The 26,072-nt window shown below is 67.5% G+C and carries 28 protein-coding genes, 1 tRNA gene and 1 riboswitch; of the genes, 13 read left to right on the top strand and 16 right to left on the bottom strand.

The window, feature by feature from the left end; all coding sequences use genetic code 11:
- Positions 1-13: 13 nt before the first annotated feature.
- On the bottom strand, positions 14-421 hold the full coding sequence (locus Q8K84_RS12835; RefSeq protein ID WP_305283056.1) for a hypothetical protein: 408 nt from the start codon (positions 419-421) through the stop codon (positions 14-16).
- Positions 416-523: riboswitch (TPP riboswitch) on the bottom strand. (Overlaps the previous gene by 6 nt.)
- Positions 524-657: 134 nt before the next feature.
- Between Q8K84_RS12835 and Q8K84_RS12830 the strand changes: the two genes are divergently transcribed.
- Positions 658-1,098: a DUF6491 family protein gene (locus Q8K84_RS12830; protein ID WP_305283055.1), complete on the top strand. Its 441-nt coding sequence runs from the start codon at positions 658-660 to the stop codon at positions 1,096-1,098.
- 25 nt (positions 1,099-1,123) lie between these two features.
- Here the strand turns inward: Q8K84_RS12830 and Q8K84_RS12825 are convergent, their stop codons facing one another.
- Complete coding sequence (locus Q8K84_RS12825; protein ID WP_305283054.1) at positions 1,124-2,716, bottom strand: tetratricopeptide repeat-containing sulfotransferase family protein; 1,593 nt, start codon at positions 2,714-2,716, stop codon at positions 1,124-1,126.
- 141 nt (positions 2,717-2,857) lie between these two features.
- Here Q8K84_RS12825 and Q8K84_RS12820 point away from each other — a divergent pair, with 141 nt between their 5' ends.
- The 4 genes from Q8K84_RS12820 (at position 2,858) to Q8K84_RS12805 (ending at position 7,538) form a co-directional block, all read left to right on the top strand.
- Positions 2,858-5,272, top strand: coding sequence for a TonB-dependent receptor (locus Q8K84_RS12820; RefSeq protein ID WP_305283053.1), 2,415 nt, complete (start codon positions 2,858-2,860; stop codon positions 5,270-5,272).
- A gap of 110 nt (positions 5,273-5,382) precedes the next feature.
- Positions 5,383-5,778, top strand: a complete 396-nt coding sequence (locus Q8K84_RS12815; protein ID WP_305283052.1) for an MAPEG family protein — start codon at positions 5,383-5,385, stop codon at positions 5,776-5,778.
- 69 nt (positions 5,779-5,847) lie between these two features.
- On the top strand, positions 5,848-6,852 hold the full coding sequence (locus tag Q8K84_RS12810) for a D-cysteine desulfhydrase (protein ID WP_305283051.1): 1,005 nt from the start codon (positions 5,848-5,850) through the stop codon (positions 6,850-6,852).
- On the top strand, positions 6,849-7,538 hold the full coding sequence (locus tag Q8K84_RS12805) for an aspartate/glutamate racemase family protein (RefSeq protein ID WP_305283050.1): 690 nt from the start codon (positions 6,849-6,851) through the stop codon (positions 7,536-7,538). The genes Q8K84_RS12810 and Q8K84_RS12805 overlap by 4 nt, the downstream gene beginning before the upstream one ends.
- 5 nt (positions 7,539-7,543) lie before the next feature.
- On the opposite strand, the gene Q8K84_RS12800 is transcribed toward Q8K84_RS12805, so the two are convergent.
- From Q8K84_RS12800 to Q8K84_RS12780, 5 genes are all read right to left on the bottom strand, one after another.
- Complete coding sequence (locus Q8K84_RS12800; RefSeq protein ID WP_305283049.1) at positions 7,544-8,392, bottom strand: neutral zinc metallopeptidase; 849 nt, start codon at positions 8,390-8,392, stop codon at positions 7,544-7,546.
- Positions 8,393-8,461: 69 nt separating this feature from the next.
- The gene (locus Q8K84_RS12795; protein WP_305283048.1) at positions 8,462-8,839 is read right to left on the bottom strand and encodes a hypothetical protein; all 378 of its coding nucleotides are present in this window, start codon (positions 8,837-8,839) and stop codon (positions 8,462-8,464) included.
- Between the two features lie 38 nt (positions 8,840-8,877).
- The gene (locus Q8K84_RS12790) at positions 8,878-9,453 is read right to left on the bottom strand and encodes a tetratricopeptide repeat protein (RefSeq protein WP_305283047.1); all 576 of its coding nucleotides are present in this window, start codon (positions 9,451-9,453) and stop codon (positions 8,878-8,880) included.
- A 135-nt stretch (positions 9,454-9,588) separates the two neighbouring features.
- Positions 9,589-10,512: a DMT family transporter gene (locus Q8K84_RS12785; RefSeq protein WP_305283046.1), complete on the bottom strand. Its 924-nt coding sequence runs from the start codon at positions 10,510-10,512 to the stop codon at positions 9,589-9,591.
- Positions 10,513-10,542: 30 nt separating this feature from the next.
- The gene (locus tag Q8K84_RS12780; RefSeq protein WP_305283045.1) at positions 10,543-11,424 is read right to left on the bottom strand and encodes a hypothetical protein; all 882 of its coding nucleotides are present in this window, start codon (positions 11,422-11,424) and stop codon (positions 10,543-10,545) included.
- 316 nt (positions 11,425-11,740) lie between these two features.
- Here Q8K84_RS12780 and Q8K84_RS12775 point away from each other — a divergent pair, with 316 nt between their 5' ends.
- Complete coding sequence (locus tag Q8K84_RS12775) at positions 11,741-13,210, top strand: DASS family sodium-coupled anion symporter (protein WP_305283044.1); 1,470 nt, start codon at positions 11,741-11,743, stop codon at positions 13,208-13,210.
- A 21-nt stretch (positions 13,211-13,231) separates the two neighbouring features.
- Here Q8K84_RS12775 and Q8K84_RS12770 read toward each other — a convergent pair.
- Positions 13,232-13,316: transfer RNA gene (locus Q8K84_RS12770), tRNA-Leu, on the bottom strand.
- A 174-nt stretch (positions 13,317-13,490) separates the two neighbouring features.
- On the opposite strand from Q8K84_RS12770, the gene Q8K84_RS12765 reads away from it, so the two are divergent.
- Positions 13,491-13,811 (top strand): FeoA family protein, encoded by a 321-nt coding sequence (locus tag Q8K84_RS12765; RefSeq protein ID WP_305283043.1) that lies wholly within the window; start codon positions 13,491-13,493, stop codon positions 13,809-13,811.
- Complete coding sequence (locus tag Q8K84_RS12760; RefSeq protein ID WP_305283042.1) at positions 13,808-15,685, top strand: ferrous iron transporter B; 1,878 nt, start codon at positions 13,808-13,810, stop codon at positions 15,683-15,685. The genes Q8K84_RS12765 and Q8K84_RS12760 overlap by 4 nt, the downstream gene beginning before the upstream one ends.
- Here the strand turns inward: Q8K84_RS12760 and Q8K84_RS12755 are convergent.
- The 6 genes from Q8K84_RS12755 to hppD are packed head-to-tail and all read right to left on the bottom strand — an operon-like array spanning position 15,682 to position 20,750.
- Entirely contained in the window at positions 15,682-16,176 is a 495-nt protein-coding gene (locus tag Q8K84_RS12755; protein WP_305283041.1) for a MarR family winged helix-turn-helix transcriptional regulator, read from the bottom strand. The genes Q8K84_RS12760 and Q8K84_RS12755 overlap by 4 nt on opposite strands.
- Positions 16,173-17,180, bottom strand: coding sequence for a fumarylacetoacetate hydrolase family protein (locus Q8K84_RS12750; protein WP_305283040.1), 1,008 nt, complete (start codon positions 17,178-17,180; stop codon positions 16,173-16,175). Before Q8K84_RS12750 ends, Q8K84_RS12755 begins: the two co-directional genes overlap by 4 nt.
- A gap of 21 nt (positions 17,181-17,201) precedes the next feature.
- Complete coding sequence (locus Q8K84_RS12745; RefSeq protein WP_305283039.1) at positions 17,202-17,477, bottom strand: hypothetical protein; 276 nt, start codon at positions 17,475-17,477, stop codon at positions 17,202-17,204.
- On the bottom strand, positions 17,474-18,607 hold the full coding sequence (locus Q8K84_RS12740) for a homogentisate 1,2-dioxygenase (RefSeq protein ID WP_305283038.1): 1,134 nt from the start codon (positions 18,605-18,607) through the stop codon (positions 17,474-17,476). The genes Q8K84_RS12745 and Q8K84_RS12740 overlap by 4 nt, the downstream gene beginning before the upstream one ends.
- Positions 18,607-19,644, bottom strand: coding sequence for an isoaspartyl peptidase/L-asparaginase family protein (locus Q8K84_RS12735; RefSeq protein WP_305283037.1), 1,038 nt, complete (start codon positions 19,642-19,644; stop codon positions 18,607-18,609). Before Q8K84_RS12735 ends, Q8K84_RS12740 begins: the two co-directional genes overlap by 1 nt.
- 2 nt (positions 19,645-19,646) lie before the next feature.
- The gene (gene hppD, locus Q8K84_RS12730) at positions 19,647-20,750 is read right to left on the bottom strand and encodes a 4-hydroxyphenylpyruvate dioxygenase (RefSeq protein WP_305283036.1); all 1,104 of its coding nucleotides are present in this window, start codon (positions 20,748-20,750) and stop codon (positions 19,647-19,649) included.
- 139 nt (positions 20,751-20,889) lie between these two features.
- Between hppD and Q8K84_RS12725 the strand changes: the two genes are divergently transcribed.
- The 4 genes from Q8K84_RS12725 (at position 20,890) to Q8K84_RS12710 (ending at position 23,780) form a co-directional block, all read left to right on the top strand.
- On the top strand, positions 20,890-21,405 hold the full coding sequence (locus tag Q8K84_RS12725; RefSeq protein WP_305283035.1) for a disulfide bond formation protein B: 516 nt from the start codon (positions 20,890-20,892) through the stop codon (positions 21,403-21,405).
- Positions 21,402-21,965 (top strand): demethoxyubiquinone hydroxylase family protein, encoded by a 564-nt coding sequence (locus tag Q8K84_RS12720; RefSeq protein ID WP_305283034.1) that lies wholly within the window; start codon positions 21,402-21,404, stop codon positions 21,963-21,965. Before Q8K84_RS12725 ends, Q8K84_RS12720 begins: the two co-directional genes overlap by 4 nt.
- A gap of 172 nt (positions 21,966-22,137) precedes the next feature.
- Positions 22,138-23,295 (top strand): MFS transporter, encoded by a 1,158-nt coding sequence (locus Q8K84_RS12715; protein ID WP_305283033.1) that lies wholly within the window; start codon positions 22,138-22,140, stop codon positions 23,293-23,295.
- Positions 23,296-23,396: 101 nt separating this feature from the next.
- Positions 23,397-23,780: a response regulator gene (locus tag Q8K84_RS12710; RefSeq protein WP_305283032.1), complete on the top strand. Its 384-nt coding sequence runs from the start codon at positions 23,397-23,399 to the stop codon at positions 23,778-23,780.
- Between the two features lie 116 nt (positions 23,781-23,896).
- On the opposite strand, the gene Q8K84_RS12705 is transcribed toward Q8K84_RS12710, so the two are convergent.
- Positions 23,897-24,250, bottom strand: coding sequence for a PEGA domain-containing protein (locus Q8K84_RS12705; RefSeq protein ID WP_305283031.1), 354 nt, complete (start codon positions 24,248-24,250; stop codon positions 23,897-23,899).
- Between the two features lie 153 nt (positions 24,251-24,403).
- The gene (locus tag Q8K84_RS12700; protein WP_305283196.1) at positions 24,404-24,964 is read right to left on the bottom strand and encodes an HNH endonuclease; all 561 of its coding nucleotides are present in this window, start codon (positions 24,962-24,964) and stop codon (positions 24,404-24,406) included.
- A gap of 476 nt (positions 24,965-25,440) precedes the next feature.
- On the opposite strand from Q8K84_RS12700, the gene Q8K84_RS12695 reads away from it, so the two are divergent.
- Positions 25,441-26,064, top strand: coding sequence for a TetR/AcrR family transcriptional regulator (locus Q8K84_RS12695; protein WP_305283030.1), 624 nt, complete (start codon positions 25,441-25,443; stop codon positions 26,062-26,064).
- Positions 26,065-26,072 lie beyond the last annotated feature (8 nt).

Genomic DNA, 26,072 nt, shown 5'->3' with positions numbered 1-26,072 from the left:
TGGGGGAGGCGGCCTAGCCGGCCGCGCGGCGATAGCCGACCAGGGTCAGCCAGACCCCGACGCCTACGGCGGCGAGGCCTGCGGCCACCACCAGGGGCGTGGAGGCGATGACATTGTCGGCGAGGTCGAAGAGGACGCTGGGCGCAAAGATGAGGAAGACGCCGCGCAGGGTCAGGAGCCAGATGGTCGCGCTGAGGGCGATTTCGGCGGGCGTACGCCAGCGCTGGTGAACCGCCATCAGGGCCAGACCCGCCAGCGTCAACAGCATGCCGGTGACGAAGGTCAGGGCGGCGTCGCCCTGGAAACCTTCGATGAGGGCGAGGAGATCATCACGGCGCAACACAGAGGCCGCACCGGCCACGGCCAGGAACGGCCCGAGAATCCGGGCGGTCAGTCGTGTCGAATCCAGTACCCGCGCCATGGCGCTCCCCTTCCCTTCGCCGGCATGACCCGGATCAGGTTCTACGGGTCGCGGGCTCACCCGCCTCTCAGCCGCTCACGCGCGGCCCCCCGAGGACGAACTGAACTCTAGTCGCGACGCGGCCTCACGCCAAGGGGCCGCGCCAACGCCCCGCTTTGGCCGCAATGGCTCGTAAAACCAGTATGGAACATTGGGCCGGCGGCCGTGGTTGTTCACCCAAGGAGCCATCAAAGAACATGAGCCTAAATTTTGCAGCGCCAGTGGCCGCCCTCGCCGCCCTCACCCTCGCCGGCTGCGCCGCCAACACGCCTGGGCAGCAGGCCAACGCCGCCTCGGGCGTCATGGCCGCGGCCACAGCGCCCGCCCAAGAGCGCGCCTGCTTCCGTGTCAGCGGCATTCGGGGCCAGAAGATCGTGGATCGCAGCACCGTCCTGTTCCGCACCAGCGTCGGGCCGCAGGATGTGTTCCGCGTGGACATGCGCAACGCCTGCCTGAGTACGGCGACGTCCGACCCCCTGGTGTTGATCCCATCTGGCGGCGCCGATGTCATCTGCGACCGCATGGACCTGGACATCAAGGTTTCGACCCCGATCGGCGCCACGCCGTGTCTGATCCAGGGCATGCGCAAGCTGAACGCCGCCGAGGTCGCCGCCCTGCCGTCCAACCAACGGCCCTAGGGCGCTCAGCCGCCTGGATCATGCGCTAGTCGTCGATCGGGATGCCCGCCTTCTCCAGGGCTGAGCGCAGGGGCGCCAGACCCGGTCCGTATCTGCGCCAGCGGCCGATGGAGCTGGAATAGATCGGACTGCGTACCTGCACCGAGCTGGCGGTCGCCACCGGCGCAGCGTTCTCATGGAAGGCCAGACAGCGCGGGTCGAAGTCCAGGCCACAGAAGTCGAGCAGGCGTCGCGTCTCGCCCTCCTGGTTCGCCACCAGATCCTCATAGGCGATCTCGGTGAACCGGTCGGAAGGCAGGGCCGTACGCCAATGAGCGGCCAACCGGTCGAACTCGGCGTAGTAGGCCCCGGTGTCGGCCAGGTCGTAGGCGTAGTCGTAGTAGGAAAAGCCCGTGGCGAAGAGCTGCCGGAAATTGGACAGGCAGGCGTCCATGGGATGACGGCGCAGGCAGATGATCCGCGCATGGGGCAAGGCCCGGTGGATCAGGCCGGCATAGAGGATGTTGAGCGGCATCTTGTCGACGAAGCGAGCCTCCCCGGCCACGAGCGGCGCCACGCTCCGCAGATAGGCCGCGCCGGCCTCGCGCAGGTCGATGCCGCGGGCGGTTTCCAGGGTGGTTTCATCCAGAACATAGGCGCCAGGTGAGCCAGTCATACGCTTGAGGATCAGGCCAAAGTTGGTCAGCTCCCCGGCCGAGGTCACCTGTGGGTGACTGGACAGGATGCGGTCGACCAGGGTGGTGCCGGTCCGCGGCAGACCGACCACGAAGATCGGTCTGTCAGAGCCCGCGCCCGCGGCCACGTCGCCGGAACCGAAGGTCGCCCTGGCCGCCGCGAAGAGATCGGCGTCAGCCCGCCGGTCATAGCCGACCTGCCGGCGCTTGGCGGCCTTGGCCTTGATCAACCAGTCGAGCGCCACTTCGGGGGCGCCGAGGTCCTCATGAGTCTTGGCCAGGGCGTGGCCCAGGTGAAGCCGGCGCTCGGGGTCCGGGCCTGCGGCGGCGAACTGGGCCTCCAGCTCTGGTATGAAGTTGGCCTCGGGGGTCTGGCGACGCAGCTGCACCCGGGATGACCAGGCCCGGTGCAGACTGGGATCGATGTCCAGCGCCCGAGCATAGGCCATCTCGGCGCCGTTGAAATCGCCGGAGAACTGCCGCGAAGCCGCCAGGTTGTAGGCGAAGCTGGCGTTGCGAGGCTCCCGGGCGAAGGCCGTCTCGAAAAAGCCGATCGCGCGCTCATGCAGGCCGGCCCGGCTGTACACCACGCCGAGGGTGTCCAGCGTCAGGGCGTCGGCCGGCCCCCGGCCCGCGGCCACCTGGGCCTGGGTCAAGGCTTCGTCCCGCCGGTTGAGGGCGATCAGGCAGCGGGCCAGCTGGGCCGGCGCCCGAGGGTCGTCGAGATCGAGGGACGCTGCGCGTGCGAAGAGCTCCGCAGCCTTGGTCGGGTTGTCGTGATCGGCGGCCAGGACGCCGAGCAGGAACCAGGCGCGGGCCGCGCTGGGATCAACCGACAGAACCTCCATGCACAGGGCGTGGGCCGGCTCATAGGCCTTGTCAGCCATCAATCGCTCGGCCCGGGCGAGGCGCTCGACGCTGACATTCGGGGGGATCGCAGTCATGGGGCGCCGTCAAACCAGTGCATACGCGCACATATTTTCGTCATACTGAATATTTGCGTTCTGCAGTGCAACAAGGGCCTTGAGACCCGAGCACGCCGGTCCGCAGCCTGCCTCTCAGCAAAGCCGAGGGGAAGAACCATCATGCGTCTCAACCTGTCTCCGCGAGCCACTCTGCTGACCTCGATCAGCGCGCTCGCCGTCACCACCGCGATCCCGACGATCGCGTCGGCCCAGGCCGTCGAGGTCCAGGAACTGATCATCACCGCCACCCGGCGGGACTCCACCGTGCAGGATGCGCCGATCAACATCGCCGCCGTAGGCGCGGTCGAAATGGAGAAACAGGGCCTGTCGGACCTGTCGGACGTGGCCAAGTGGGTGCCCGGCATCCACATCGTTGACCAGGGCTCCCGGGGCGACAATCGCATCATCGTCCGCGGCCTGAACGCCGATCCCCTCGGCTCGGCGGAGGGGGTCAGCGGCGGCGGCGGCACGGTGGCGACCTATGTCGGCGAAATCCCGCTCTATGTGGACCTCAAGACCAATGACCTGGAGCGGGTCGAGATTCTGCTGGGGCCGCAGGGCACGCTCTATGGCGCCGGCACCCTGGGCGGCGCGATCCGCTACATCCCCAACAGGCCAGACTTCGCCGCCCCCATGATGGAGGTCCGCGCCGACGCCTATCAGTATAGCGAGGCCAGCAGTCTCTCCCGCGACCTGGGGGTCACCTTCAACGCGCCGCTCGGCGACTCCTTCGCCCTGCGGGCCTCCTTCGACCAGCTGCATGACAGCGGCTTCATCGACTACAACTTCCTGGTCCAGCAGCCGGGCATCTCAGACCCGGACCCCGACTTCAGCGACCCGGCCGCCGTCTCCCAGAGCCTGACCAACAAGAAGGACGCCAACTACGAGTCGGTCACGTCTGGCCGCTTGGCGGCGCGCTGGGCGCCGACCGACTGGCTGGACGGGACCGTCACCTACCATTTCCAGGAAAAGGACGTCGGCGCCCGCCAGGTGAGCCACCGCCGCAGCACCCTGGCGACAGGCGACTATGTATCGGCCGGACGGGTCCTGGAGCCGAACCGACGGTGGAACGAGTTGCTGGCGCTGGAGGTGACCGCCGACCTGGGCTTCGCCCAGCTCACCTCGTCCACCGGCAAGTCGCGCTATACCGAGCGCGGGCAGCGGGACCAGACCGATCTGCTGATCAGCCTCGAATACAGCTACGAGGCCTTCCCGACCTTCACCGCCTACACGCTGGAAGAGTCCGGCCAGCAGGTTTTGAGCCAGGAACTTCGCCTGGTTTCGGCCTATGAGGGGCCGATCAGCTGGATCCTGGGCGGGTACTACTACGAACTCGACTCCAACACCTCGAGCAAGGAATTCACCCCAGGCTACGCCGAGTGGCTGGGTGGCGAGCGCCCAGACGCCCTGGAATACTACAATGTCGGCCTCACCGACCTGAAGGAGCAGGCGCTCTATGGCGAGGTCACCTACGAGATCACGCCGGCATGGCAGGTGACCGTGGGCGCAAGGCGCTATTCCTACGAGCTGAAGACCTTCCAGGCCGTCGATTTCCCCTTGCTCTACAGCGTCTTCTTCGGCGCCGGACCCGACGAGATCAATCTGAACTTCGAGCCTGGCGGCCAGGAGGACGACGGCTGGCTCTACAAGTTCAACACATCCTACCAGTTCACCGACGACATTCTGGGCTATCTGACGGTCAGCGAAGGCTACCGGATCGGTAATTCCAACGGGGTCGGCCCCTGCCCCGTGCCGCTGCCAGCCAACCAGATCAGCTGCGCCCTGCCCAATGAACTGGCCTACCAGCCCGACAAGACCCTGAACTACGAGGTGGGCCTGAAGACCCAACTCTTCGATGATCGCCTGACCCTCAACGGCTCGGCCTATTTCATCGAATGGAGCGATCCGCAGGTCTCCTCAGCCACCGAAAATGGCCTCATCCCGATCACCAAGAATGGCTCGGCCGCGGAATCAAAGGGCGTTGAGCTCAACTTCATTGGCCGTCTGGCCCAGTCCTGGACCGTGAGGGGGAGTTATTCCTACAACACCTCTGAGCTCACCGAGGTGACGCCGAACCTGGTGCCGCGCTTCAACCCGCCGGGCTTCCAGAGCACCATCACCTATGAGGACGGCATGCCCGGCGACCGGCTGCCGGGCTCACCGGAACATCAGGGCAGCCTGTTTGTCGACTATGAGCGCACCCTCGGCAATGGCCTGGATTTCGGCTTCAACTATGGGGTGACGGCGCTTGGCGATGTGCTGACCCGAACCGGCGGCCGGGCTGAGAGCCTGACCCTGGACGGCTACCAGGTGCACAACGCCGCGGTCTCCCTGGGGGCCAGCGACTGGACGGCGACCCTCTATGTGAAGAACCTCTTCAACGAGTTCGCCGAGACCGGCGCCCGGGCGACCAGCCAGTACAACCAGCCCGTTTTCGACGGGAACGGCGACCCGGTCTATGTGCGCAGCTACTACACCTATGTCCTGCCGCCCCGGGCGATCGGGGTGCGGTTCACCCGCAAGTTCGGCGGCTGATCTCCCGCTGAACCGCGCGGCGTTGACGCCGGGTCGTCCTTGACGGCGGCCCGGCGTCGGCGTCCCCTCAAGCTGAAGCTCCACCAGGGAGCGCTAAGGGGGAGAACGCTATGACCATTGAACTCGTCATGCTGGCCTGGACTTTGGTCCTGGCCTTCATTCAGATCCTGCTGTTCGACATGGCGCGCACCGCCCAGTACGGGCTGAAATGGAACACTGGGGCCCGGGACGAGGACATGCCGTCCCTCAGTCCCCGCGCCCAGCGGCTGCAGCGGGCCCAGGCCAATCTGTTCGAGACCTTGCCCATCTTCATCGGCGTGGTCCTGATCGCCCATGTCACCGGACGGGGTTCAGACCTCAGCGCCATCGGCGCTCAGGTCTACTTCTGGGCCCGCGTCGCCTATGTCCCGCTCTACGCCTTCGGGGTGCGGGGCCTGCGGTCCCTGGCCTGGCTGGTCAGCATCGCCGGGTTGGGTCTCGTGGCCGCTCCAATCCTAGTTCCCTGATCTGCTGCGGCGCAGACGCCGGGGCAAGGCGCGTGCTAGGGCAGGCTCAAGTTCATTGAGGAGCCGATCATGCACCTGGCCCGCTTTCCCCGCGTCCGCTTCGCGCACCTGCCGACGCCCCTTGAGGCCGCCCCCCGCCTGGGGGAGGCCCTTGGGGGGCTGAATCTGTTCATCAAGCGCGATGACGCCACGGGCCTGGCCGGCGGCGGCAACAAGACCCGCAAGCTCGAATTCCTGGCCGGCGAGGCGGTGGCCGAGGGCGCCGACACCCTGGTCACCCAGGGCGCGATCCAGTCCAATCATGTGCGCCAGACGGCCGCCGCCGCCGCCAAGCTGGGCATGGCCTGCGAGATCATCCTGGAAGCCCGAACGGGCTCTGGCGCGGTGGACTACAACAACTCCGGCAATGTCCTCCTCGACCGCCTGCTGGGCGCCAATATCGAGACCGTGCCCGGCGGAAGCGACATGAACGCAGCCCTGGAGCGCGTGGCTCAAGCCGTGCGCGAGCGCGGCGGCCGGCCCTATGTCATTCCCGGCGGCGGATCCAACGCCATTGGCGCGCTCGGCTATGCCGACTGCGCCCGCGAGCTGGTGGTCCAGGCCGACACCCTGGGGCTGAAAATTGACCGGATCATCACCGCCACGGGGAGCGCGGGCACCCATGCGGGGCTTGTGGCGGGGCTGGCCGTGATCGGCGCTGACATTCCCGTCCTGGGCATTGGCGTCCGGGCGCCGCAAGCCACCCAGGAGGCCAACGTGTTCAAGCTGGCCCAGGAGACCTGCGCGCTGCTGGGCCAGGCGGGCCGGGTGACCCGCGATCGCGTGGCGGCCAACTGCGACTATGTGGGCGCCGGCTACGGCCTCATCGATCAGGCGGTGATCGACGCCTTGAAGCTGGCGGCCCGCACGGAGGCCCTGATCCTGGACCCAGTCTATAGCGGCAAGGCGATGAAGGGGCTGATCGACCTTTGCGCCAAGGGCGCCTTCCAGGGTGAGACCGTGGTTTTCCTCCATACCGGCGGCGCCCAGGGCTTGTTCGGCTATCAGGGCGAGCTGGAAGGCCTTCTGGGATGAGCCTGATCCTTGGCGTCCTGGGGGGCATGGGGCCGGCGGCCACCCTCGACTTCCTGGGCAGGCTGCAGGCCTACACCCCCGCCGAGCGGGATCAGGACCACATCCGCGTCCTGATGGACCTCAATCCGCAGGTCCCTGATCGCAACACGCCGGGCGCGGCCGCGGGTCCGGTGCTGGCCGAGATGGCCGGCGGCCTGGCGGGCGGCGGCGCGGAGGTGCTGGCCATGCCCTGCAATACCGCCCACGCACATGCGGACCTGATTGTTCGCGCCAGCGGCCTGCCGCTGATCGACATGATCGGCGGCGCCGCCAAGGCCGCGGCCGACACCGGCGCCCGCCGCGTCGGGGTGCTCGGCACCAAGGGGGCGCTACGGCTCTACCGGGAGTATCTCGCCGCCCGGGGCCTGGGTCTGGTCGCCCTGGGGCCTGAGCGCCAGGAGGCCTTCATGGCGCTGCTCTATCGTATCAAGGGTGGCGATCTGTCGCCCGAGGCCCGGTTGGAAATGGCGGCGCTCGCCCATGATCTGGTGGCCGAGGGCGCCGAGACCCTGATCGCCGGCTGCACCGAGGCGCCGTTGGTGCTGTCGGCCGCCGAGATTTCGGTCCCGCTGATCGACGCCGGCGACCTCCTGGCCCGGCGCTGCGTGGCGGTCTGCCTGGAACATGAGCCGCCGCCGCCCATCTGAGCTGGCTAGAGACGGCTCGCGCTGAAGGTGTCGCAGGCGTTGGGATCACCGGTCTCCGCGCCGCGCCGGAACCAGGCCATCCTCTGGGCGCTGGAGCCGTGGGTGAAGGCGTCGGGGACCACGCGACCCTGGCTCTGCTTCTGCAGAGTGTCGTCGCCGATAGCCGAGGCCGCCGCCAGACCTTCGGCGATGTCGTCCGGCCCCAGCGCCACAGCGCCGCCCGAGGCGACTTCGGCCCGGGCCGCCCAGACGCCGGCATAGCAGTCAGCCTGCAACTCCAGCCGTACCGCGCCGCTTTCGGCCCCCTGGGAGCCCAGGCGTCGGGCCTGATCCATCTGGCCCGTCAGGTTCTGAACATGATGAGCGATCTCATGGGCGATGACATAGGCCCGGGCGGCCTCGCCTCCTGCGCCGAACCTGTTCTCCAGATCGTCCCAGAAGGACAGGTCCAGATAGACGCTGCGATCAGCCGGGCAATAGAAGGGTCCCATGGCCGCCTGGCCTGTGCCGCAGCGGGTGCCTGTGGCCTGCTCGTAGAGCACCATGGCCGCCGGCGGTTCATAGGTCTGGCCCGACTGCTGGAAGAGTTCGGTCCACACCTCGGCGGTGGAGGTTTCAATCACATCGACGAACTGGCCGGACTCGTCATCGGGCGCGCCGCGGACGCCGGACGCCTGGGCGGCGGGGGCCCCGGCGCCGTTCACGACGCTTAGCGTGGTGCTCGGATCGATGCCGAAGACGAAGTAGCCAATCAGGGCCAATACCACGCCGCCGACGCCGAGCCCGCCCGCCACGGGGCCAACCCCACGACGGTCATCGATGTTTCCGGATCGCCGTCCACCCCGCCAGCGCATACGTCACGTCTCCAGAAACCCGAGCCAAGCCGGCCTCGTGGCGACCATGCCCTGGTCGGGGGTCATAGACTACCGCTTGTCGCGCTCCAGGATCGCACGGATCCGGGCGTTGGAGTCGGCCAGGCGATCATCGGGAATCCGGACCTCATCAGGTCCGGCCGCAGGCGCGGCCCACAGGGTCGTGGGCGCCAGGACCGGCGCCTGGCGCTGGCGGCGCATGTCCTGCAAGGCCCGCTCGGTCTGAACCTCAGCCGACAGGGCGTTCAGTTCGTTCTGCTGAACCACGCCGCGATAGCGGTCCATCTGTTGCTGGGCCTCCAGCACGCCCAGTTGATGCTGGGTGTAGGCGTCCTGCGCTGCGACCGGTGCGGCGATGACCAGCCCCGACAGGGTCAGGGTGGCGAACAGCAGCGAAACTCTGGTCTGGCGGGGCTTTGGCGTCGTCATGACAACACAACGCGTGGCGGCCCGGGCCGCTCCCTCGCTCAGTTTGGAACCGTGCGCGTGGTGACCGAAAACCGCGCCAGCTGCTCCGTCGGCGCCGCCCAGTCAGGGGCGAGTTCCTGCGCCTTCTGGTAGTCGAAATAGGCCGAGCGGGCGTCCTCCAACCCCTCATGGGCCAGGGCGCGATTGTAGTAGGCCTTGGCCGGCTCCTCGACGCCAAGCTCAAGGCCCCGGTCAATGGCCGGGAGGCTGTCGGCGTAGCGCTTCTGACCAATCAGCGCCGCGCCGCGGTTCACATGCCCCTCCCCCAGATCCGGCTTCATCTTCACGGCCAGATCGAAGTCGGAAATCGCCCGAACGTACTCGCCCCGGCGCATCCTGAGTACGCCGCGGTTCACATAGGTTCCGGCCCTGTCCCGGGCGTTGAGGAACTCGGTGTCGAGGGCGATGTCGCAAAACTCTTCGAAGCGCTCATCGGACCGCCCGGCCACGGCCGCCTTGGAGCAGGCCTCGGCCATGCCCCCGCCAATAACGGTCACCGCGCCATGAGCCGCGCCTGCGGTGGCGGTGGCGGTGAGGGCGGCAAGCGCCGCCAGGATGGAAAGTCGACGACCCATGGTCTGACCCCCTCGGGAGGATTCGCCGACCCAGCGCCGACGCTCATCGCAGAGTCCTCCCGTATCCTCGTTCCGTCAATGTGACAGAACACGTCAGCGCTGCAATTTAGCTTGAGAAATCAACCTTGGGAGGTCTCAGCTCTGCCGCTCGCGGCGCTTGATCGTCTCCCGATAGAGGATGTAGAGGCCGCTTGCCGCGACCACCCCGGCGCCAGCCAAAGTCAGGGCCTTCGGTAGCTCGTCCCAGACGAGATAGGCGAACAGGCTGGCCCAGACGAGCTGGGTGTAGTCGAACGGCGCCACCACCGCGACGGGGGCGACCCGGATCGCTTCGGTCAGCAGGAGCTGGCCGACGCCGCCCAGCAGCCCCATCAACCCCAAGAGAGCGAAGACGCCGGCGTCCGGCATGACCCAGCCAAAGGGCAGGCTGGCCAGGCCTGCCAGGGCGCCGGCGATGGTGAAGTAGAAGACGATCCTGGGCCCCGGCTCGGTCATGCTGATCTGGCGGATCGTGATCATCGCCAGGGCCGAGCCCATCGCCCCGATCAGGGCGAAAATGACGCCGATATCGGCCAGGTTGGCGGGGTCTGGCCGGATCATGATCATCACCCCCACAAAGCCCACGGCCACAGCCGCCCAACGGTGTGGCCCCACCGCCTCCTTGAGCAGGGGGACCGACAGGGCGGTCATGAAGAGGGGCGCCGAAAAGGAAAGGGCCGTCGCCTCAGTCAGCGGCAGGTGGGAGACCGCGACAAAGCCGCCGATCATGCCGGTCAGCCCCACCATAGCTCGCACGGCGTGCGCGCCCGGCCGGCTGGTCCGCAGGACCCCAAAGCCGCTGGTCCGGTGGATGTAGATGGCGATGGGTATGAAGGCGAAGGCGTTGCGGAAAAACAGGGTCTCGAAGATCGGAATCCCCCGTTCGGACGCCACCTTCACCAGACCGAACAAGCCGGCCATGCACGCCATGGCGCAGATCCGCAGAAAAATTCCCAGACCAATCCGGGAGGGGGGTCGTCCGGTCGGATCAAGGATCGGGATCGGCGTGTCACTTGGCATGGCTGGCCATGACCTGGACCTCGTCCAAGGTCAATCGGCGGGCGTGGGCGCGGGCTGATTTCCCCCGAAGGTGAGGCCAAGCCGGGCCAAGGCGCCGAAGGTTCGCTGGATGTCGCCCAGATGCGCCAACAGAACGCCGCGCGCGACCGCCGTTTTCAGAGCGCGGGCCGGGACGATCACCCCGCCCCGGGTACGGGCGCAGCGGTGGCCGCGGATCAACCTGTTGACGTTTCGACGGGTGGTCTCGAAGGGCTGTCCAAGTTCGCCGGCGAGGGCCAGTACGCTGACCGGCGCGAGCAGATCGTCAGGGGGCAGATGGGCCAGACCACCATATTTGCGCGCCAGGGCGGGGTCACGGTGCAGCGGCTCGAAGTTATGGCGCAAGATCGCCAACAGTATCAGGCCGCGACCGACGTCGCCCGCCACGACGCCCAGACGTTCGGCGAACCGCAGCACATATTCGGCGCTGACCCTGGCGGCCAGGCGATCTGGCGCCGGGGGCGGAGGGCCTGGCGCGCCCGGCGCGCCGCCGGTCAGGTCAAAGCTCGGGGCGGCGGCTTGAATTTCGGTGGCGAGGCTCTCCAGGGCCCGAAAGGTGCCGGCCAGGGCCAGCCGATTTTCCTCAGTGATCAGGACGGCGGTCGGGATATAGACGCCTTTGCCTGTCCGGACGCAGACCCCCGCCGCCTCCAGCGTAGCCACCCGCCGCCGAGCCGCCTCGTATGGGATTCTGAGGGACTCCGCCAAGGCGCTGACGCTGACCGGCCGGCGGGTGGAGTCTGGAGGCGGCGCGTCGAACTGAGCATGTCGCAGGGCCAGGACAGGGTCACGGGCCACATGGCGGACATTGGCCTCAAGAATCGCGAGGGTGAGAATGGCCGATAAGGGATCGCCCCCCGAAAGATGAGCCATTCTTTGCAGACCATCGAGGAAATATGGGACGGCGCACTGGAGCACCAGACGCGATACCTCATCACCGTTCGACCCATCGGAGAGCGGCTCGAGCGCGCCCCTCCGAGGTCGCGGGCCATCGCTCACGCCCATCCTGGCCTTGGTCTCGTCCATGGGACCTCCGCGGCGTCTGGAGACTCCGGATGACGCTAGGTTAGCATGTCTTGCGGCCAGGAGCCGCCCGCCCGCTGGCGCGGGGGCGGGGGATGGGCTCATATTGTGCATGGCTAAGGCTGCCGGCCAGTGAAGAGACTCGGGCGGCCAGGGGAGAAGACGGGTGGGCGAACAGAAGCACAGCGAGACCGTGCGCGCACGGGCCCGTCGCCAGGTGGCGGGACTGGGGATCGGGCTCGGCGCCTTCATCGCCATCATGCTGGCCCCTGAGTTTGGCGCCGGGCCCGCCGTTCAGCCGGTGGCCGCTGTGACCGTCCTGATGGCGATTCTCTGGATGACCGAGGCTGCGCCCCTGGTCGTCACCGCCCTCATTCCCCTGGCGCTCTTCCCAGCCCTGGGGGTCAGCGATATCCGCACCGCCGCGGCCCCCTATGCCGACCCGGTGATCTTCCTGTTCCTGGGGGGATTCATCCTCGGCGCCGCCATGGAGCGCAGCAGTCTTCACAAACGGGTGGGCCTGGGCTGCGCCGCCGCGGCGGGCGCCACCCCGCGCCGGCTGGTGGCGGGCATGCTGGGCGCCACGGCGCTCGTCTCCATGTGGGTCAGCAACTCTGCGGCGGCGGTGCTGATGATGCCGGTAGCCATGGCTGTCCTGGCCCTGGCCGAAGACCACGGCGGACGCGATGACCCCGCATCTCACCGCAATCTGGGCGTCGCCCTGCTGCTGGCGGTGGCCTACGGCGCCAGCATCGGCGGGGTCGCCACACTGATCGGCACGCCCCCCAACGCGCTCCTGGCCGGCTACATGGCCCAGGAACATGGTGTTGAGATTGGCTTTGGACAGTGGATGATGGTCGGGGTTCCCGTCGCGCTGATCCTGCTGGCGGCCGCCTGGGGAATTCTCATCCTGCTCAATCCGGTCAAGTTGGTGCTGCCGGAGGCCGGCGTCCTGTTTCGCGAGGAAAAGGCCCGTCTAGGCGCGATGAGCCGGGCGGAGACAAGGGTCTGCATCATCTTCGCCCTGGCCGCCTTCGCCTGGATCTTCCGCCCGCTGCTGAGTCCCTACGCGCCCTGGCTCAGCGACACCGGGGTGGCGATCGCCGCCGCCGTGGCGCTAGCCTTCACGCCGTCAGGCAAGGCCCCGGGCGACCGGTTGGTGACGGAGGCTGAGCTGAAGCGCCTGCCCTGGGGCGTCCTGACCCTGTTTGGCGGCGGCCTCAGTCTGGCCGCGGCCATCTCCACGAGCGGGCTGGCCGCCTGGCTTGGAGACCTGCTGGCCATTCTCGGCGGCTGGCCCGTGGCGGCCCTGGTGGTCATGGTCACCCTGGCGATGATCTTTCTGACCGAACTGACCAGCAACACCGCCTCAGCCGCCACCTTCCTGCCAATCGGCGGCGCGCTGGCCCTGGCCATAGGGGCTGACCCGTTGCTGTTCGCCGTGCCCCTGGCGCTGGCGGCGTCCTGCGCCTTCATGCTGCCGGTGGCCACGCCCCCCAACGCCATCGTCTACGGGGGGGGCCTGATCAGCATCGCCCAGATGAGCCGGGCGGGCCTGTGGCTGAACCTGATTGGGGTGGTCGTCATCTCGGCGATCGCTCTGATCGCCGTGCCGATGATCTTTGCGGCGAGCTAATCTGCCATCGCGCGCAAGGTCTGGTGCCCCCGGTCGGACTCGAACCGACACACCTTGCGGTACCGCATTTTGAGTGCGGCGCGTCTACCAATTCCACCACAGGGGCCCGCGGGTGGCGCAATCTAGCCAGACGCCACGGCGCGTCAACGGCGCGTGGCCACAACCGGCAGGTCGCCTGCAGTCACAGGGCTTGCATCCCGGGCGCCAGACTTGTAACTGATAATCGTTCGCAGAATATCGCCGCGGCGCGACCACCCGCCCAGACCTCCGGGATCCTGACATGGACGACCTTCACCTTCGCCAGCCGTCCGCCGCCGGGGATCTCGCCCCAGGCGAGGTCCGGCTGAGCCATGCGCGACGGGGGGACAAGGGAATCATCGGCGCCGTCGGCGCGCCTGCAGCAGAGGCCGGTCTGGACGCCGAGGAGCTGGAGCGCAGACTGCTGGAGCTGGGATTTGTGGAGGGCGCCGCGATCGAGGTGATCCATGAGGGCGCTATCGGCCACGACCCCATCGCCGTGCGCCTCGACGACATGAGGGTGGCCCTGCGCCGCAAGGACGCCGCGCAGATCCTGGTTCGCCTGGCCGGAGCGGCGCAATGAGCGCAGCCTCCGCCCGGGTGGCCCTGGTCGGCAATCCCAATTCCGGCAAGACCGCCCTGTTCAACGCCCTGACCGGCAGCCACCAGAAGGTGGCCAACTATGCCGGCGTCACGGTGGAGAAGAAGGAAGGGACGATCACCACCGCCAGCGGACGCGTCGTCTCGGTTCTGGACCTGCCCGGCACCTATTCCCTGCGCGCCCGCAGCCCTGACGAAGCGGTGACACGGGACGCGATCCTTGGTCAGCTCAAGGGCGAGACCCCGCCCGATGTGGTGGTCTGCGTGGCCGACGCCACCAATCTGCGGCTGGTGTTGCGCCTGATCCTGGAACTCCGCCAGGTGGGGCGACCCATGGTGCTGGCGCTCAACATGTTCGACATCGCCCAGCGCCAGGGCCTGCGCATCGACCTTGAGGGCCTCTCTCGCGACATCGGTGCGCCGATCGTCACCACAGTGGCCACCCGCAAGCGCGGTATTGAGGACCTGGTCGCCCAGATCGAGGCCAAGGTCGAGGCCCTGGCCGCCTCCGGCAGGCTAGAGGCCGCCAACACCTGGCATGAGCCGAGCCCCGCCGAGATCCGCCAGGCCCATGCTGAGGCTCAGCAGATCATGAAGGCCCATGTGCGGCCGGCGGAACGCCCCGACACCCTGACTGGCAAGATCGACGGCGTTCTGCTGCACCCCGTCGCCGGCCTCGCCATCCTGTTGTCCCTGCTGTTTGTGATGTTCCAGGCGGTGTTCGCCTGGGCCGGGCCGCTGATGGACGGGATCGAAGGGGGCATCGGCGCCCTCGGGGGCCTGGTGGCGACTGTGCTGCCAGACGGCCTGCTGCAGAGCCTGATTGTCGATGGCCTGATCGCCGGGGTGGGCAGCGTGCTGGTCTTCCTGCCGCAGATCCTGATCCTGTTCCTGTTCATCATCCTGCTGGAGGACTTTGGCTATATGGCCAGGGCCGCCTTCCTGATGGACAAGATCATGGGCGGCGCTGGCCTGCACGGCCGGGCCTTCATCCCGCTTCTGTCCTCCTTCGCCTGCGCCATCCCTGGCGTCATGGCCACCCGGGTGATCGATTCCAAGCGCGACCGCCTGACCACCATCATGGTCGCGCCGCTGATGACCTGCTCGGCGCGGATTCCGGTCTACACCCTGATCATTGCGGCCTTCATTCCCAACCAGACGGTTTGGGGTTTCGCCAGCCTGCAGGGGCTGGTGATGTTTGGCCTCTATGTGGCCGGCATAACCAGCGCGCTGGCCATCTCCTTCATCGCCCGCCGGCTGTTCTGGCGGGGTCAGGTCGAGCCCTTCCTGATGGAGCTGCCGACCTACAAGACCCCTGACCCCAAGAGCGTGCTGCGTAACCTCTGGCAGCGGGCGGCGATCTTCATGAACCGCGCCGGGCGGATCATCCTGCCGCTGATGGTGCTGATCTGGGTTCTGTCGACCTTCCCCTATCCGCCGGAAGGCGCCACGGGGCCGGCCATCGACTACAGTTTCGCCGGCCAGCTCGGCCACCTGCTGCACCCCCTGTTCGCGCCGATCGGCTTCAACTGGCAGATGACCGTGGCGCTGATCCCGGGGATGGCGGCGCGGGAAGTGGCCGTCGGCGCCCTCGGCACCGTCTATGCCGTGGCCAACGCCGAGGAGCAGGTCGGCACCCTGGCTGGGGCGCTCTCGGCCGACTGGTCGCTGGCCATGGGGCTGGCCTTCCTGACCTGGTATGTCTTTGCGCCCCAGTGCGCCCCGACCCTGGCCGTCGTGAAGCGCGAGACCAACAGCTGGCTGTGGCCGAGCGTGATGTTCGCCTACATGATCACCCTGGCCTATCTGGCGGCCATGGGCGTCTATCATGGCGCGGTCGCACTCGGCTGGGGTTAGGCTCCCTCGCCCCGTTCACCGGCCAGGACGCCGGCGGCGCCCTGCAGGCGCATCAACAGCCGCTTGAGCAGGGCCACCTCGCTGGGATCGAGGCCCGCGATCAGGGCGGCCTCGTAGGCCAGCGCCAGGGGGGCGATTTCAGCATACAGCCGCACCCCCTCGGGGCTCAGCGCCACCACGTGGGAGCGGCCGTCCAGGTCGTTTTGCGATCGCTCCAGCAGATGGCGTTTGGCCAGCCCCTGGGCGGCGCGGCTCACGGTCACCTTGTCCATGCCCGTGCGGCTGACCAGGGCGCTCTGATTTATCGGACCGTCCTCGGCCAGGACGCAGATCAGCCGCCACTGGGGGATGGTGAGCCCGAAGCGATCCTCATAGGCCCGGGCGATCAGCCGGCTCACCGCATTGGAGGCGACTGACAGGCGGTAGGGCAGATAGGCGTCCAGCTGGAGGCCGGCGGTGTCGGCCGGCTCCGGCCGGGACTGCGCGGTCATGGGGCTTGGACCTCCTGCTCGATGGCGCCGAATATCGAGTGGCGGCGCCCGTCGCGCATTTCAATCCGCACCGTATCGCCGACTTTCAGGAATGGCGTTCTGGGCGCCCCATGGGCCAAGGTCTCCACAGTCCGCACCTCGGCGAGGCAGGAGTAGCCGACGCCGCCCTCGGCGATCGATTTTCCTGGACCGCCATCGGGGCCACGATTCGACACCGTGCCCGAGCCGATGATCGTGCCTGCAGCGAGCGCCCGGGTCTTCGCCGCGTGCGCAATCAGCACCCCGAAGCCGAAGGTCATGTCGACGCCGGCGTCGGCGCAGCCCAGCACCTGGCCGTTCAGCTCCACCTCCACGGCGCCATGCAGGCGGCCGTCGCGCCAGGCCTCTCCCAGAACGTCAGGGGTGACGGCGACGGGGGAGAAGGCCGAGGCTGGCTTCGACTGGAAGAAGCCGAAGCTCTTGGCCAGCTCGTCGGGGATCAGGTTGCGCAGGGAGACGTCGTTGACCAGCAGGATCAGCCGGATATGCGACAGCGCCTCGTCGGGGCTCACCCCCTGCGGCACATCGCCGGTGACGACGGCCACCTCAGCCTCCAGGTCGCAACCCCAGGCCTCGTCGGCCAGTGGGATGGGGTCGCGGGGCGCCAGGAAGCCGTCGGAGCCCCCCTGGTACATGAGTGGATCGGTCCAGAAGCTCTGGGGCATTTCCGCGCCGCGCGCCCGGCGCACCAGCTCCACGTGGTTCACATAGGCTGAGCCGTCAGCCCACTGATAGGCCCGCGGCAGGGGGCTGGCGGCCTCATGCTCGTGGAAGCGTTCCCTGGGCACGCCGCCATGTTCCAGGCTTTCGGCCAGGGCCCGCAGCATGGGCTCGCAGCGGTCCCAATCATCGAGGGCCGCCTGCAGGGTGGGCGCCACGGTGGCGGCGTCGGTGCACCAGGCCAGGTCATTGGAGACCACCACCAGACGGCCGTCACGGCCGGATTTCAGCGAGGCGAGCTTCATCTTGGGGTCTCCGCTTGAGGGCTAGGATTGTTGTTGGATCAGGGTCTGGAACAGGCGCACCCCGGCCTCGAAAGCCCGGGCCTCATAGACATGGACCTCCACGCGGATGTCGCCGCCGGGGGCGGCCTCCCACATGTAGTTGCGCTCGAAGCAGACCGGTCGGCCCTGGGGGCTGAAGCCTTCAAAGGTGTCACCCCAGGGCGTGCAGGGCGCAAGCGCCCGCCAGCCGAGATCGCAGGCCTGGGTCAGCTCCTCCTGGGCGGCGGCCTCCAGGTCGTCACGGACCGCAGCGGTCATCGGGCCTTCCAGCTGTCGACATAGGCGGTGTTCTCCACCGGACCGGCCGCCTCGCCCACCTCCAGCGGATCACGGGTGTCGATCATCACCGCATATTCGTCGGTGGCGGGCTTGGGCTGGGACAGCATGTTCTTCAGCGCCTTGGGATGGGGCCCGTGGGTGAAGCCCGACGGGTGGAAGGTCATCATGCCTGCATCGATGCCGTCGCGGCTGAAGAAGTCGCCCGCGTGATAGAAAAGCACCTCGTCATAGTCGTCATTGTTGTGGAAAAACGGCACCTTCAGCGCGCCGGGATCCGTCTCGAAAGGCCGCGGCGCGAAGGTGCAGACCACGAACCGATCGGCCAGAAACGTCGTGTGGGCGCTGGGCGGCAAGTGGTAGCGATGGCTGACCACCGGGCGGATGTGGGCGACGTTCAGGCGCACGGGCGCCAGCTCTCCGTGCCAGCCCACGGCGTCGAGGGGATTGTAGGGATAGGTCACGGTCGAGACCTCGCCGCGCTTCTTGATGGCGACGATCGTCTCGCCGTCCTGCGCCTGATGGTCCCGGAAGGCCTCATCCATCACCGGCGTATCCAGCATCGCGGGATCGAAGATGGCGTGGGGGCCCAGGAGCCCTTTGTCGGGCAGGGTGAAGTGGCTGTTGGTCGCCTGGATGGTCAGGATGGCGCAGGGCTCGTTCGGCGCCAGGCGCCACATGGTCCCTCGGGGCAGATAAAGGTAGTCGCCCGCGACGAAGCCGATACGGCCATAGTCGCAGAAGAGTTCGCCGGCCCCCTGGTGGACGAATAGCAGTTGGTCCCCATCAGCGTTGCGGACGAGGCCGGGCATGGGCTGATCCAGCTTCCAGAAGCGGATCTCGGTGGCGGCGTTGTGCAGCACCACCGGGGCGCTCCAGGGCGAGGCCTGGGGTTGGTTCAGCCGGGCCAGATCAAAGGCCCGGGGGCGCAAGGGGCCCTCGAAGCTCGTCCAGCCGGTGGGCGGCCGGGGATGATGCAGGAAGGCGGCAGGGCCGAAGAAGCCCTCCTTGGAAATCTCGCGCTCATAGGTGCCGGCCGGCATGTCGGCATGGGCCTGGCGGGAGTGCGTTCCCTGCGCGCCGCGCGATGGAATCCAGTTGCGGGTCGCCATCAGGGTTCGTCCTTGTAGATCCCCACGCTCAGGGGTTCGCCGGCCGCCAGGCGGGCGCGGTACATGCCAGAGGTGTTGTAGCTCCAGGCCATCTGGCCGTCGGGCGCCACGGCGATGACGCCGCCGTCGCCGCCAAGCGCGGTGAGCTTGGTCTGGATCACCTCATCGGCGGCGGCCTGCAGGGACAAGCCCTTGTGCTCAACCAGAGCGCAAACCTCGCGCGCCACAGTCAGGCGGATGAAATACTCGCCGGTCCCGGTGGCCGAGACCGCGCAGGACGCGTCCGACGCATAGTTGCCGGCGCCGATGATCGGGCTGTCGCCCACCCGTCCCCAACGCTTGCCTGTCGTGCCGCCGGTGGAGGTGCCCGCCGCCACATGGCCGGCCTGATCCAGGGCCACGACGCCCACCGTCCCGTACTTGCCCTCGTCATGGGCCAGGGCGGCGGCCTCGTCGGCGACCACCGCGCCCGTGGGTCGGGAGGGAACCGGCAGCTTCTGTTCGGCCAGGAACTTCTCCAGGGAGCGCCAACGACGTTCAGTGAAGAAGTAGGCGGGCTCCACCTGCTCGGCGCCACTCTCGCGGGAGAAGGTGTCTGCGCCGGCGCCCATCAGCATGACGTGGGGCGACTTTTCCATCACCGCCCGCGCCAGAGAGATCGGATGTCGGGTACGCGTGACCCCGGCCACCGCCCCGGCCTTCAGGGTCGCCCCGTCCATGATCGAGGCGTCCAGTTCGTTACGCCCCTCGGCGGTGAACACCGCCCCACGGCCCGAATTGAACAGGGGGTCGTCCTCCAGCAGGTGGATGGCCGCCTCGATGGCGTCCAGGGCCGAACCGCCCTTGGCCAGGACCTCGCCGCCGGCTTCCGTCACCTTGGTCAGAGCGGCGCGATAGGCCGCTTCCTGCTCAGGAGTGAGGTCCGCGCGTTCGATGACGCCCGCCCCCCCATGCACCACAATCGCCCACTTCGGCTGCGCCATCGCACTTCCCGTCACAAAACTCGCCAGCACCACCGCCAAAGCGAACGTCCGCATATCTAGTCCTTCTTCGGCAGCACGCCCCGGCGGATCTGGTCGAGTTCGATGGACTCAAACAGCGCCTTGAAGTTGCCCTCGCCGAATCCCTCATTGCCCTTGCGCTGGATCATCTCGAAGAAGATCGGACCGACCATGTTCTCCGTGAAGATTTGCAGCAGCAGACCTTGGCCCTGCGTCGGGGCGCCGTCCACCAGGATACGGTCGGCGCGCAGACGCTGCAGATCCTCGCCGTGGCCCGGTACCCGGGCCTCGATCTGGTCGTAGTAGGTTTCCGGGGTGTCCTGGAACCGCACACCCCGCTCACGCATCGTCTCAACGGCGGCGAAGATATCGTCAGTCCCCAGCGCCAGGTGCTGAATGCCCTCGCCCTTGTAGTCCCTCAGGAACTCCTCGATCTGGGAGTGATCGTCTCGGCTCTCGTTCAGCGGGATGCGGATCTTGCCGCAGGGGCTGGTCATGGCCTTGGACAGAAGGCCCGTCTGGGCGCCCTCGATGTCGAAATAGCGGATTTCGCGGAAGTTGAAGATCCGCTCATAGAAGTCGGCCCACTTGGCCATGTTCCCGCGGAATACGTTGTGGGTCAGGTGGTCGAGATAGGTCAGGCCCACCTCACGCGCAGCCTCGGCCTCCGCCGCCCCGGCGATGGGGACGAAGTCCACATCGTAGATCTCCTGGGCCCCATAGCGATCCACCAGATAGAGGTTCGATCCGCCAATCCCCTCGATGGCCGGGATTTTGAGCTCCATGGGCCCCACAGGACCCTGGACCGCCGTCGCACCCCGCTCCACCGCCAGGGCCAGGGCCTTGGCCGCATCCCGCACCCGGAAGGCCATGGCGTTGGCCGAGGGGCCGTGCGCCTGACGGAAGTCGGCCGGCTGGCCCGACGGCTCCATGTTGAGCAGGAAGTTGATGTCCCCCTGGCGATAGCGGACCACATTCTTGGAACGGTGCCGCGAGACCGCGGTGAAGCCCATCAACTCGAACAGGCCACCCAGCCGTTCCGGCTCGGGCGAGGTGAACTCCACGAACTCAAACCCGTCCGTGCCCAGGGGGTTTTCGAACAGGTCGGAACCGGAGGTGTCGGCGGTCGCAAGGGCGGTCATGGTGGTCTCCCGTCGGCGAGATAGTATCAGTTGCAACTATCTACCAAAGGCCTCGCGCCGCGCAAGCCGTCGGGACAATTGCAGGCCAATGCTGCGGACCTGTGGCGTCGGCGGCGAAAGTGCGGTTCAATCAACACCCATGATCCCTGGCCTTGATCCGATCCTCCATCGCTGGCGCCTGACCGCCCTTCTCGCCTCTGCGGGCATGTTGGCCATCGCTCATGGCTTCCAGACCTTCGGCGAGCTGGCGCCCTGTACGCTCTGCCTGCGCCAGCGTGAGGTCTATTGGGTCGCCGCCGCGGTCGCCCTGGCCGGTATGATCCTGACCAGGCTTCAGGGGGGCGCCCGGTTCCGTCCGGCCTTCAATCTTTTGCTGGGCCTGATCTTCCTCGGGGGGACGGCGGTGGCCGTCTATCACGCCGGGGCGGAGTGGAAGTGGTGGCCAGGCCCCAGCGCCTGCGCCTCCTCCGGAGGCGCCGTCAGCCTGGACGCCATGAGCGGCCTGCTGGCCGGCCAGGCGATCACGGCGCCGGCCTGCGACACCGCGCCCTGGGTGTTCATCGGTCTGTCGATGGCTGGCTGGAACGCCGTGATCTCTCTGATCCTGGCGGCGCTGAGCCTGGCTGCGGCCGTCCATGAAAGAGCCAAGCGATGAGCGACAAACCCCTGCCCGCCCGGCCCGGCGCCGGAACCCTGGAAGCCCGACTGGCCGAGATTCTGAGGGTCGACCATGCGGGCGAGTTGGGCGCCGTGCACATCTATCAGGGCCAGCGCGCAGTGCTGGGCGCCGCCAAGGGCAAGGAACGCCTGGCCGCTCAGCTCGAGGAGATGGAGGGGCATGAGGCTGTCCATCTGGCCCGTTTCGATGCGCTGCTGAACCAGCACGGCGTCCGTCCGACGATGATGACGCCCCTGTGGCGTCTGGCCGGTTTCGCCCTGGGGGCCGGGACCGCCCTGATGGGCGAGAAGGCCGCCCACGCCTGCACCGAGGCCGTCGAATCGGTGATCGAGAAGCACTATGCCGGGCAGGTGGCCGAGCTGTCGGAACGCGAGCCCGAGTTGGCGGCCGAACTGGCGAAATTCCGCGACGAGGAACTGGCCCACCGGGACCTCGCCGTCGAGGAAGGCGCCCGCGACGCCCCCGGCTACGCCCTGCTCTCGGCGGTGATCCAGGCGGGTTGCCGCACCGCGATCCGGATCAGCGAAAAAGTCTGACGGCGCGGCCCGCCTGACGACGGATACCTCCAAATGAAATCCTGCGGTTGACCCTGGGTGGGTCGGGTCTACTGATCGAGGATCAGGCGGCGCGAGACTGGCCAGAGGGGGATTGTTTGATGCGAAAGACCCGACGGGCCGCAAACCTGCGTCGAGTGGCGAACCCCTCTTCATGAACTTCCGCATCTATGTCCTGGCCCTGTCGACATTCGCCTTCGGGTCGGGCGCCTTCATCTTCGCGGGCCTGCTGGAGCCCATGGCCGCCGAACTGGGGGTTTCCGTCGGCGCGGCTGGCCAGCTCCAGACCGTCTATGTCCTGACCTCGGCCCTGGCCGGCCCTCCGCTCGCCTTCCTGGTGGGTCGGTTCGAGCGCAGGCGCGTGCTGGTGGTGGCCCTCAGCGTCGCGGTGCTGCTCAATCTCGCCTGCCTGATGACCCCGGGGTTTGGCGCCCTGCTGATCCTCCGTGCCGTCCTTGGGGCGATTGGCGCCATGGCCGGACCGGCGGCCTCGGCGGCCGCCAGCGCCCTGGTCCCTCCGGAACGACGGGGCTCAGCCCTGGCCATCGTCATGGGCGGCATGACTGTCGCCTTTCTGATGGGCATCCCGCTGGGCAGCGTCGTGGGCGCGGCCTTCGGCTGGCGGGCCACCTTCCTGCTGTCGGCGGGGCTGAGCGCCTTCGCCCTGGCGGCTATTCTCATCTTCATCCCGCGCGTGACGCCGCCGGCGCCTGGGGTGGGTCAGGGGCTGAGGGGCGCAGGAGTCCTGCCCCTCTTCGTCTCCACCTTCCTGGCCTTCGGCGCCAATATGACCATCACCACCTATATTGCGCCGATCCTGCGCCTGCAGATCGAGGTCACCGGCGCCGGCGTCGCCGCCTTCCAGATGCTGGTGGGTGTGGGCAGCTTTCTGGGCCTGGCGCTCGGCGGCCGCGCGGCCGACCGGCGCGCCGGTGGCCTGAGTGTGACCCTGGGCTTCCTCGGCTTGGCCGTGGCGGCGGCGCTGCACGGGATTGAGCTCGCCCGTACGGGCGCGCCAGGCGCCCTGGCCTATGGGATCGTCGGGCTGGCGGTCCTGACCGGCTCCACGTCCCTGTTCTCGGTTATGCCCGTGATCCAGACCCGGCTGATCGCCAAGGCCCCAGCCTCCGCCCCCCTGGCCCTGGCCTTCAACGGGTCTTCGGCCGCCCTTGGCCAGGCCTTTGGGGGTGCGCTAGGTGGGGCCCTGCTGACACAGACCGGGGCCCTGTCAGTCACGTTCGCCGCGGGGCTTGTGGCCGTGGGCGCTGCGATCTTCTGGCGCTTCACCCAACAGGCGACCATCCCCACCTAGTCACCGCGTGCAAGACGTGCAGCCTTCGCCCAGCAGGCGAGGGCCCATGCATCTCGCCGCGAACACAACTAGAAACGGCTCGAATTTTGGAGCCTAATTTCATGACTTTTCGACCGTTGATACTGTTGGTCGATGATGATGTAACGCTGTTACAGATTTTGTCTTCCCATCTTCACCTGGAAGGATCTGAGACGACGCTATCTCAGACTGCGGCTCAAGCAATTGAGTTTCTGCAAGAACTGCCAGTATCTCTGGTTGTCGTAGATATATTCATGCCCGATCAGGACGGTATGGAGACCATCGGCGAGATTCGCGCCCGATGGCCGCAGATGCCCATCGTCGCCATGTCAGGCGGCTGGCGCACCATTGGTCCCGACACGATTCTGGAGACGGCCAAGGCCCTGGGCGCACAGGCCGCCCTGGCCAAGCCGTTTGACCGGGCGACCCTGGTGGAGGCCGTGCGGAGGGCGCTGGGACCCCTATGAAGAGGGGCCGTTGGATAGGAGAGAAAGCAGGAGCGCAAAAGCGGTAGAGGGCCACCCTTGCGCTCCAACCTCATTGGTCTTGCTTCAACCAGAGGTCGGCTGAACCAAGGGTGATTCTAATCCTGTGGCTCCAGCTTGATGATCAGCGGGTTGGGCTCGAGATCGAGCATGGCGCCCGAGGCCACATCTACGCCGGCGCCGATCACGCCACCCAGCAGGACGTTGCCCGCCATGCCCGCGCCACCCGCGCCGGAAACCCGGGTCGTCACCTGACCTGACCAGGTCTTGTAGCCGTCCTTGCTGATGGTCACGCCGAACTCCGACTTCCGCGGCATCTTGAAGGTGCATGGCGTCGCGTCGCAGGCGAACTGATTGCTGGTCTTGACGGTGGCCCCGGAAGGCTCGGTCTCGACAGTCCAGGTGGTGTTGGTTCCGCGCGTTACCGTCGCGCACGCCGTCAGCGCCAGCATCGAGCTGGCGATCAAAATAGTCCGAAGCATTGAGTCCCCCCATGAGCCCAAACATTGGGCTCATGCAAATAGGAGGAGCAGCCACCTCGGCACAAGCAGAAGCTGTACCATGACGGGGCTTGTCCCTCACGCGCAGGCGCAGGGACGCCGCCCTCAGGCTTCCAGCTCAATGTCCCAGTAGAGGTAGTCGAGCCAGCTCTGGTGGAGGTAGTTGGGAGGGAAGCGGCGGCCCCGCTCCTGCAACTCGTGGGCATGGGGACGGCGGGGCGCCGTGAGCGGGCGCATGCCGGCCTCCTGCGGGGTGCGGCCGCCCTTGGCCAGGTTGCAGGGCGCGCAGGCGGTGACGATGTTTTCCCAGCTGGTGCGGCCGCCCCGGGACCTCGGCGCCACATGGTCGAAGGTCAGGTCCTCACCTGAGCGACAGTACTGGCAGGCGAAGCCGTCGCGGAGGAACAGGTTGAAGCGGGTGAAGGCTGGCGGGCGATCCTGCGTCACATAGCTTTTCAGCGCCACGACGCTGGGCAGACGCATGGCGAAGGAGGGGGAACGGATCATGTGGTCGTAGGTCGAGACCACGTCGACCCGGTCGAGGAAGACCGCCTTGATCACCTCCTGCCAGGGCCAGACCGACAGGGGATAGTAGCTGAGCGGCCGGTAGTCGGCGTTGAGCACAAGGGCTGGCCAGCCCGACGGAGGATGCTGGATCACCTGCATCGCCGGAACGTCCATGCCCGCCGGGGCGCAGAACGCCCTATGTCAAAAGCACTGAGACTGAAGACGCAGATCCTCCCTCTCGTGTCGTCGCCGGGAACCCCGTGGACCCTTTTACCATAGGGCCGATTCTGTGACGGCTCCATGGCGTCTCGCGAGCCGTCGCGCGCAAAAAAAGAGGGGGCCCGGCAGGGCCCCCTCTAGGCGACAGACTGGGAGAAAACAGATCGTCCTCAGGCGAAGGCGCCCAGGAGCGCGCCCACCAGGACGAGGCTGAGCGCCACGAACAGAGCGGGGGTGAGACGGTCGAAGACGCGCTCGGCGGCCGAGAGGGAAGCGAGAGACATGACACACACCTTGTGAGTTGGAGCCCCGGGGAGGGGGCCGGTTTCTTATTTGAACAACGCTAAGATAGTGCACATCTAAGCGTCGTCAAGATGATCTTTACGGCGATCAGATAGAGAATTACACTCGAGGTAATGAGAGAATCTGAAACCCCTGAGTCGCGCCCCTATCACCACGGCGATTTGCGCCGGGCCCTGGTGGAGGCCGCCTGCCGTCTGCTGGAAAAAGAGGGGGCCCAGGCCCTGTCCCTGCGCGCCGTGGCCAGGGAGGCCGGCGTCAGCCCGGCCGCGCCCTATCACCATTTCAAGGACAAGAGCGAGCTGCTCGACGCCGTGGCCCACGAGGGTTGGGAAAAACTCGACCTGGCCTTTCAGGCGGCCCGGGACGCCCAGACCTCACCGCCGGACCGCGTACGGGAGCTCGGCGTGGCCTATGTCCGGTTCGCCAGCCAGCATCCCGACCTCTACCGGGTCATGTACGACTGCTCCCGGGACAAGGCCGACATGCCCGCCCATGTCCACGAGAACGAGGAAAGCGCCTATCGGCGGGTCCGGGAAGTGCTGATCTCGGCCGGCGCCGATCCGGCGGGCGAGGTGGGGCTGGAACTGGCCACTATCGCCTGCTGGTGCGCCGCCCATGGTCTGGCCGAGATGACCAGCTTCAAGCAGTTCGAGCCCCTGAAGGCCGCGCTCGGCGGCGAGGACGCCTTCCTCCGCGGCGTGCTCGCCCATGTGGGGGTGTTCGCCAAGGGCCTCTAGCGCTAGAG

This window comes from Phenylobacterium sp. (genome assembly GCF_030679875.1).
Classification (GTDB): domain Bacteria; phylum Pseudomonadota; class Alphaproteobacteria; order Caulobacterales; family Caulobacteraceae; genus Phenylobacterium.
This window is presented reverse-complemented; position numbering and strand designations above follow the sequence as displayed.

What these genes read in the sequence shown, in the direction of transcription:
- Q8K84_RS12835 (WP_305283056.1), bottom strand. Translation starts at nt 421, where the DNA reads ATGGCGCGGGTACTGGATTCGACACGACTGACCGCCCGGATTCTCGGG.
- Q8K84_RS12830 (WP_305283055.1), top strand. Translation starts at nt 658, where the DNA reads ATGAGCCTAAATTTTGCAGCGCCAGTGGCCGCCCTCGCCGCCCTCACC.
- Q8K84_RS12825 (WP_305283054.1), bottom strand. Translation starts at nt 2,716, where the DNA reads ATGACTGCGATCCCCCCGAATGTCAGCGTCGAGCGCCTCGCCCGGGCC.
- Q8K84_RS12820 (WP_305283053.1), top strand. Translation starts at nt 2,858, where the DNA reads ATGCGTCTCAACCTGTCTCCGCGAGCCACTCTGCTGACCTCGATCAGC.
- Q8K84_RS12815 (WP_305283052.1), top strand. Translation starts at nt 5,383, where the DNA reads ATGACCATTGAACTCGTCATGCTGGCCTGGACTTTGGTCCTGGCCTTC.
- Q8K84_RS12810 (WP_305283051.1), top strand. Translation starts at nt 5,848, where the DNA reads ATGCACCTGGCCCGCTTTCCCCGCGTCCGCTTCGCGCACCTGCCGACG.
- Q8K84_RS12805 (WP_305283050.1), top strand. Translation starts at nt 6,849, where the DNA reads ATGAGCCTGATCCTTGGCGTCCTGGGGGGCATGGGGCCGGCGGCCACC.
- Q8K84_RS12800 (WP_305283049.1), bottom strand. Translation starts at nt 8,392, where the DNA reads ATGCGCTGGCGGGGTGGACGGCGATCCGGAAACATCGATGACCGTCGT.
- Q8K84_RS12795 (WP_305283048.1), bottom strand. Translation starts at nt 8,839, where the DNA reads ATGACGACGCCAAAGCCCCGCCAGACCAGAGTTTCGCTGCTGTTCGCC.
- Q8K84_RS12790 (WP_305283047.1), bottom strand. Translation starts at nt 9,453, where the DNA reads ATGGGTCGTCGACTTTCCATCCTGGCGGCGCTTGCCGCCCTCACCGCC.
- Q8K84_RS12785 (WP_305283046.1), bottom strand. Translation starts at nt 10,512, where the DNA reads ATGCCAAGTGACACGCCGATCCCGATCCTTGATCCGACCGGACGACCC.
- Q8K84_RS12780 (WP_305283045.1), bottom strand. Translation starts at nt 11,424, where the DNA reads ATGGCTCATCTTTCGGGGGGCGATCCCTTATCGGCCATTCTCACCCTC.
- Q8K84_RS12765 (WP_305283043.1), top strand. Translation starts at nt 13,491, where the DNA reads ATGGACGACCTTCACCTTCGCCAGCCGTCCGCCGCCGGGGATCTCGCC.
- Q8K84_RS12760 (WP_305283042.1), top strand. Translation starts at nt 13,808, where the DNA reads ATGAGCGCAGCCTCCGCCCGGGTGGCCCTGGTCGGCAATCCCAATTCC.
- Q8K84_RS12755 (WP_305283041.1), bottom strand. Translation starts at nt 16,176, where the DNA reads ATGACCGCGCAGTCCCGGCCGGAGCCGGCCGACACCGCCGGCCTCCAG.
- Q8K84_RS12750 (WP_305283040.1), bottom strand. Translation starts at nt 17,180, where the DNA reads ATGAAGCTCGCCTCGCTGAAATCCGGCCGTGACGGCCGTCTGGTGGTG.
- Q8K84_RS12745 (WP_305283039.1), bottom strand. Translation starts at nt 17,477, where the DNA reads ATGACCGCTGCGGTCCGTGACGACCTGGAGGCCGCCGCCCAGGAGGAG.
- Q8K84_RS12740 (WP_305283038.1), bottom strand. Translation starts at nt 18,607, where the DNA reads ATGGCGACCCGCAACTGGATTCCATCGCGCGGCGCGCAGGGAACGCAC.
- Q8K84_RS12735 (WP_305283037.1), bottom strand. Translation starts at nt 19,644, where the DNA reads ATGCGGACGTTCGCTTTGGCGGTGGTGCTGGCGAGTTTTGTGACGGGA.
- hppD (WP_305283036.1), bottom strand. Translation starts at nt 20,750, where the DNA reads ATGACCGCCCTTGCGACCGCCGACACCTCCGGTTCCGACCTGTTCGAA.
- Q8K84_RS12725 (WP_305283035.1), top strand. Translation starts at nt 20,890, where the DNA reads ATGATCCCTGGCCTTGATCCGATCCTCCATCGCTGGCGCCTGACCGCC.
- Q8K84_RS12720 (WP_305283034.1), top strand. Translation starts at nt 21,402, where the DNA reads ATGAGCGACAAACCCCTGCCCGCCCGGCCCGGCGCCGGAACCCTGGAA.
- Q8K84_RS12715 (WP_305283033.1), top strand. Translation starts at nt 22,138, where the DNA reads ATGAACTTCCGCATCTATGTCCTGGCCCTGTCGACATTCGCCTTCGGG.
- Q8K84_RS12710 (WP_305283032.1), top strand. Translation starts at nt 23,397, where the DNA reads ATGACTTTTCGACCGTTGATACTGTTGGTCGATGATGATGTAACGCTG.
- Q8K84_RS12705 (WP_305283031.1), bottom strand. Translation starts at nt 24,250, where the DNA reads ATGCTGGCGCTGACGGCGTGCGCGACGGTAACGCGCGGAACCAACACC.
- Q8K84_RS12700 (WP_305283196.1), bottom strand. Translation starts at nt 24,964, where the DNA reads ATGCAGGTGATCCAGCATCCTCCGTCGGGCTGGCCAGCCCTTGTGCTC.
- Q8K84_RS12695 (WP_305283030.1), top strand. Translation starts at nt 25,441, where the DNA reads ATGAGAGAATCTGAAACCCCTGAGTCGCGCCCCTATCACCACGGCGAT.